Raw genomic sequence first — 6,735 nt, 5'->3', positions numbered from 1 at the left:
GTGGGTGTGGTGTCGGCGACCTCGGCTTTGTTGTTGCGCAGCGCCGACCGCATCCGCTTTATCCCGGATGGCCAGAATGCGGACAGCGCCACCTTGACCTTCCAGGCCTGGGATCAAACCTCCGGTGCAGCCGGCAGTAAGGTGGATGCCTCCGTGCATGGTGGGACCACGGCTTTCAGCACGGTGAGCGACACGGCCACCGTCACCGTCATGGATGTCAACGATGCCCCGATTCTGGCAGCCATCGCCCCGACTTTGACCTCCGTGACGGAGGATACGACAGGTCATGCCGGGGATACCGTCGCCAGCCTGTTGGGCGCTTCGATGACCGATGTGGACACCGGGGCTGTTCAGGGCATGGCCATCACCGCCTTGGTCTCCGGCAACGGTGTTTGGCAGTACAACATAGGCGCTGGTTGGACGGATATCGGCGTGGTTTCGGCAACGTCGGCCCTGTTGTTGCGCAGCACCGACAGCCTCCGTTTCGTTCCAGATGGGGAGAACGCCGAAACAGCCTCTTTCACCTACCAGGCCTGGGATCAGATCTCCGGGGCGGCGGGGAGCAAGGTGGATGCCACAGCCAGCGGTGGAACGACATCCATCAGCACGGGAAGCGATACGGCCACGATCACGGTTACCGCCGTCAACGATGCCCCGGTACTGACTGCGGCATCCCCGTTGTTGACGACCATCGCCGAAGATGCCGCGACCAACCCGGGTGATACGATAGACAATCTGCTGGGCGCCTCGGTGACCGATGTCGATGCCGGCGCCGCGCAGGGAGTGGCCATCACCTCCCTGACCTCCGGGCGTGGCGTCTGGCAGTACAACACCGGCGCCGGGTGGAGTGATGTGGGTGCGGTTTCAACTGCTTCGGCCCTCCTGCTGCGCGGCGCGGACAGCATCCGCTTTGTCCCGGATGGCCTGAATGCCGACAGCGCCACCTTCACCTACCAGGCCTGGGATCAAACCTCCGGTGCGGCAGGGAGCAAGGTGGATGTGACGGTCAGTGGGGGAACCACGGCCTTCGGCACGGCAAGCGATACCGCCACCCTTGCGGTCGCGGCGGTCAACGACGCGCCGCTCATGGTCGCAACTGCGCCGTCGCTGACGACCATGACCGAAGATGATACGGCCAACGCGGGCGATACGGTCGCCAGCCTGTTGGGTGCCTCGGTGACCGATGTGGATACCGGCGCCGTACAAGGTATGGCGATCACCTCTCTGACCTCGGGCCAAGGTGTCTGGCAGTACAATACCGGCGCGGGTTGGACGGATGTCGGCGTGGTGTCGGCGAGTTCGGCCTTGCTGTTGCGCAGCACCGACAATGTCCGCTTTGTTCCGGATGGAAAGAACGCCGACAGTGCCACCTTCACCTACCAGGCCTGGGATCAAACGTCCGGCGTGGCGGGCAACAAGGTGGATACGGTCGCCAGCGGGGGAACCACGGCCTTCAGCACGACGAGCGATACAGCCTCCATCACCGTCACCGCTGTCAACGACCTGCCCGATGTGACCGTGCAGGAAGCGGCTGCCTATCTGGAGAGCGGGCCTGTCACGCCCGTGGCGCCTGATCTGGCTCTGGTCGATGTGGACAGCGGTGAGGTCATGATAGGCGCCACAGTGACCATCGTGGGCAATTATCAGAGCGGCAAAGATGTTTTGAGTTTTGCTCCGGAGGGAAACATTTCCGGTCATTGGGACGCGGCCAGTGGTGCCTTGACCCTGACCGGCGCGGACACCGTCGCCAACTATCAGGCGGCCCTGCGGCAGGTGACCTTTGCCCATCTGGGTCAGGATCCGACGGCGACCGGGGCTGACCGCACCCTTCGGTTTGTGGTGCGGGATGGGGTTTCGGAGAGCGAGCCATCCTTGAGTCTCCTGCATGTGACCGCCGTTGACAACGCGCCCACCGTGAGCACGCCCGATGCGTTCACGGTGGTCGAGGGATCCACGGGGGTTCTGGATGGTACCGCCCTGGGCCTGTCGGACCCTGACAACACGCCCGATGCTGTGCTGGTGACCCTGACCCAATTGCCCGGGCATGGCCAACTCCTGCGGGATGGGGTGGCCCTTGGAGTAGGCAGCCGCTTTACCCAGGCCGACCTGACAGCCGGACGGATCGTCTATCGGAACGACGGATCGGAGGCGTCGCAGGATCGTTTCATTGCGGAAGTTTCCGACATGGGCGGCGCATCTTCCGGGCAGGTCACGGTGCATGTGCAGATGTCACCCGTCAACGATGCGCCGACCATCACGGTTCCGGACGCCCAAACCACCGATGAGGACCACGCCACTTCCATCGCGGGGATCCGCATTGCGGATGTCGATGCCGCGCCAACTGATCGCCTGTCGGTCACCCTGGCCGATTTTCATGGTCATATCACCCTGACTCATACGGATGGGTTGACCTTCACCCTGGGCGGCAACGGCCAATCCGCCATGCGGTTTGAAGGCACGACCACAGACTTGAATGCCGCCCTGGCCAGCCTGGTCTACCAGGGCCAGGCAGACTGGAACGGCCAGGATGTTTTGTCCATCCAGATCAACGATCAGGCAAACCTTGGTCCCCTTTGGAGTGCCGCAACCGTCACCATGACCGTGCGTACTATGTCAGATGCGCCCACCGCTGGCATGGATGCCCTGACCACAACCGAAGATACCCCCCTGGATATTGCCACGGGCTCCGATTTGTTGGGCAACGATGTGAACCCTGACAACAACGTCCTGACCCTCTCCGAATTCACCCAGGGGATGCATGGTCAGGTCATCCTGAATCCCGACAGCACATTCACCTACATCCCGAACCACCACTTTACCGGCTTGGATCGTTTCAGTTACACCATCGAGGATGCTGCCGGGCATGCGACCACGGCGGTTGTTTCCGTGGTGGTCAATCCGGCTGTCGACGGGTTGCACGCCGGGGCAGACCGTGTGACTACCCAGCAAGAACAGTCTGTTACCATCGGCAACCCTCTTGCCAATGACTGGGATGCACGTTATGCCGCCAACGACGGGCATAACCCCGACCTGCAAATCATCGGTTTCACTCGGGCGGCACATGGCCAAGTGCTCTACAACGCCGATGGCACGTTTACCTATCGGCCCGAGGCCAACTACACCGGCCAGGACAAGTTTACCTATACCCTGAGCGATGGCGGCAACCGAATCGACCAGGGCGAAGTGACCATCGATGTGACGCCGGCCACGGCCACATCCGGCAATGCCGGCCTCTTGCAGATCCATGACGATGCCGTGACCACCCGGGAGAACGAACCCATCACCATAGCCAACGTTTTGGCCAACGATACCGATCCAGGCTACCTGGCCAAAGATGGCCACAATCCCGCCATGAAAGTGGCCGGCTTCTCGGGTGCGACGCATGGTACCGTCACTTATCGGGAGGATGGCTATTTTGTTTACCAACCCCATGCCGGGTTCAGTGGCACCGACCAATTCTCGTATATGGCGCGGACGCCCGATGGTCGGTATGGCGTTGCCACCGTCAAGGTGACCGTGGACCCCCTGCACGATACGGCCCACGAGGGAACGCCAGCCGATACCACTGCATCCGATCGGAGCCCGATCAACTTCAGCTTGACGACGGACCCGTTCAAGGATGTGCTCACCCCCGGCTCCCCGGTGACGTATACCACCTCGGGGATGCCCCAGTGGCTGACTTTCGACCCTGACAAACTCTCCTTCTCGGGCTATGCCACCCGCAACGATGCCGGTGTCTACACCATCACCGTCACAGCGACGGATGGTACCGGCCTTTCAGCCTCCGGCAACTTCCAATTGACGGTTGCCAACTCGACCCCCGGCATGGATGGAACACACGCCGGACACAAGACAGGCCAGGGGGAGTCACCCCGGTTTGTGGTCAAACAAAGTTTGATGGAGGTTGCCTTGAACAGGGCCCAGGGCCGGGGTAACACCCAGGATGGCTCCGCTGCCACAGGTCGACATGATGGCCCCTCCATATCCACAAGTGGCACGGAACTGTTGACCACCTGGCGTTCCGACAGCGGACCGTCGGTGCGCCTGAGCCAAAACATCAGCGGGACGCAACTCATTGCGACCACACGCCAGGATATGGATGGAGGCGGGGGGGGCGTGTCGCAAGACACCAGTGGCACACGGTTGATCACCCGGGTGCAGCACGAAGGCGCCATGCCGGTGCAGTCGCGTACCACGGAAGGGTCCACAACTGCCGGAGGGCGGGATGCCGATCCGGCTGGTGAGGTCTCTTCCATTGCTGATGTCAATCAGGCTTTGAACATGTCCAACGGGGTTGACGAAGTGGGTGGTGACCCAGCCAACATGGCCACCCGCGAGCGCAGCTCGACAGCTGTTGCCATCGACGCCCTGACCGGAGAGGCTGGTGTTGGCAGGTCTGGAGGGAGAGTGGGAGAGGTTGATTCGGCAGGCCAAACCGAAGCTGCCTGGAGTCGTGCCAGACAAAACCAGGTTGCCAGAGGTGACCAGGAATCTGTGGCGCGTGTCGCATCATCTGCCAACCTTCGCCAAGCCACTCGTACCGACGGGTCGGGCGTCCGGGATACGGATGAAGCCGAACGCCAGGGTGGTCCAAACCATGGTACGGCACAATCCCTGGCGGCTTCGGTGCTGGGTAGAGGGATGGCGGATGAGTGGGATCCGCGTACCATCGCTGCCAAGGAACGCAAGGCCGGTGCGATCAGCACACGCCCGGGCCTTACCCGTCAACTTCAATCTTCCAACCCGCATCTCAGCGGCCATTCGCGCCTCGCGCACCTCCTGAAGAGGTAGGGCAACGGTGCAATCTTTGCCGGGGGATGGCGGCCACGTTGGCGTCATCGGGGTTGGCTTACTGAAGGGTAACAGGCGTGAGTGAATCGACAATCGACCAAGAGAGAGGGTTGACCCCGATCGTCGAGGCGTGTGTGCTCCGGGGACAACAACTGCTGAGGCAGGGTGACAAGGTGCCTGCTATGCGCGAGTTGCTGGAAGCGGTGCGTCTGCAACCGAAGAATGTGGAAATCCTGCAAGCTGTCGCCCAGGCATTGCGTGCGTGTGGAGATCATCAATCCGCATTCAAACTGTTGGTGACAGCCTTGGGCTTGAGCCCGTTGGTTCCGGGCATCCATCAATCCCTGGCGGATATCTGCCGCACTGTATCCCCCAGTACGAACGAACATAAATTGCGTTTCCATCTGATCTGTCTGGACCTGCTTCAGGGTGGGGATTCCCATCAGCACGGGGAGTCCCCTGCGCGAGTTGAAGATACCTTTTTTGTCGATTCCAGCCGGGCCCGCCAGATTGCGAGGCGTTCATCCACATACAAACTTTTTTTGCACTGGGATGTTCGGCAGATTTGTTATCACTCTGGAGACCGGCTGGCCGATGATCCAGAGACCCTGTTTTCCGTTCCTATCGATCAAATACTGGATTTCTTTTTGACCCATCCTTTGCGCCTGCCGACTGCTGTGGATTTTGACAAGCGTGATCCTGACCAAATAGTGAAGGCCTTTAAGATATGTTCTCTTCTTGACTTTGTTCCCCGGAAAAAAAATGATGAATCCATCCGGTTGGTGAACAAAATCTTGACAACCGCTCCTGTCTTTACTGAAGAAATCCCGCTCAGGGTCTATTTTCAGGCATCTCGTTTTACGACGGTCATGCAATACTCCTCCAAATTTCTTGCCAAGGCATTTTCCAGACAGGGGTGCCAGGTGTTTCTGCAAATTGATGAAAACGATCTGCAAGTTCTCACCTCTTTGGATGTCCTGCGCGAAAGAGAACGTTTCAAGCCACATGTCGTGTTCGATATCAATCATCTGAACAACAAATATATCCACGACGATACGTTCCACGTTTCCTGGTGGCAGGATCCCATGGACGCCATCCGCAGTGGTCAACAACTGCCCTGGCGGCCCAGGGATTTGGCGCTTTCCATCCTGCCGGCCTATGATGAATACTTGCGCAAAAGTGGCGCCCGGCACATCTTTCGGCAGGAGTTTTGTGTCGATCTGGAGCTGTTTCGTTCGGTCATCCCCCTCGCAGAGCGCCGAAAAATTGTTTTTGTGGGTAGTCACATCCTGGAGACCATCGACGGTGGCAAACCGCCTTCTCCCTTCCTCAGGGGGGTTATCGCGGAGATGCGGGAACATTTTCTTCAGGAAAAGAGCCTGGACCGGGAGTATTGTCTGGCATTGGCAAAAAAAAAAGATCTGGATTTCATGAAAGTTTACGATAACCTGGGAGTTGGCATCGTCCGCGAAGTCTGCCTTGAGTGGCTGTGTGCCATGGCCTCCGAGTTGGATTGGCAGGTCGAAATCCATGGCCGCCACTGGGAAAAAAATCCCCTCATCGCTTCTTATTTTCACGGTGAGTTGGCGCACGGGGAGGCCGTTGCCCGGGTGTACAATCAGGCCCGTTATGCCCTCTCCGTGACGACCCATGCCATTCGCACGCAAAGATTGGCTGAATGCGCCGCCTGTGGCTGCATTCCGGTTGTTTTCGACGAGCGGCACGTCGTTCCCAAGCCCCATTGGGAGAATGAACTGCTCTACTTTCGGACGGAGGAAGAGTTGCGCGCCTGCTTTGACCGCCGCCCATCGGGTGATCCACAGGCCATCGCCCAGGAGTGCTCCTACGATGCGGTCGCCCGTTTTGTGCTCGATTGGATCCGGAACTATCTAGTGGCTCAACCGTGTTGATTTGATGTGCAGGCAAGCCATGAATCGGGGTCCA

At 59.7% G+C, this 6,735-nt stretch carries 2 protein-coding genes; both read left to right on the top strand.

What is annotated here, in order from left to right; all coding sequences use genetic code 11:
• A partial coding sequence (locus tag HQL63_15370) for a tandem-95 repeat protein (protein ID MBF0178205.1) occupies nucleotides 1-4,791 on the top strand: 4,791 nt, incomplete at its 5' end.
• Nucleotides 4,792-4,868: 77 nt separating this feature from the next.
• A complete protein-coding gene (locus tag HQL63_15365; protein MBF0178204.1) occupies nucleotides 4,869-6,701 on the top strand; it encodes a glycosyltransferase family 1 protein in 1,833 nt (610 codons plus the stop codon).
• Nucleotides 6,702-6,735: the final 34 nt, after the last annotated feature.

The sequence above is a fragment of the Magnetococcales bacterium genome, from assembly GCA_015231175.1.
Classification (GTDB): Bacteria; Pseudomonadota; Magnetococcia; order Magnetococcales; family DC0425bin3; genus HA3dbin3.
Note: the sequence above shows the minus strand (reverse complement) of the source record. Positions and strands in the feature narration are given on the sequence as shown.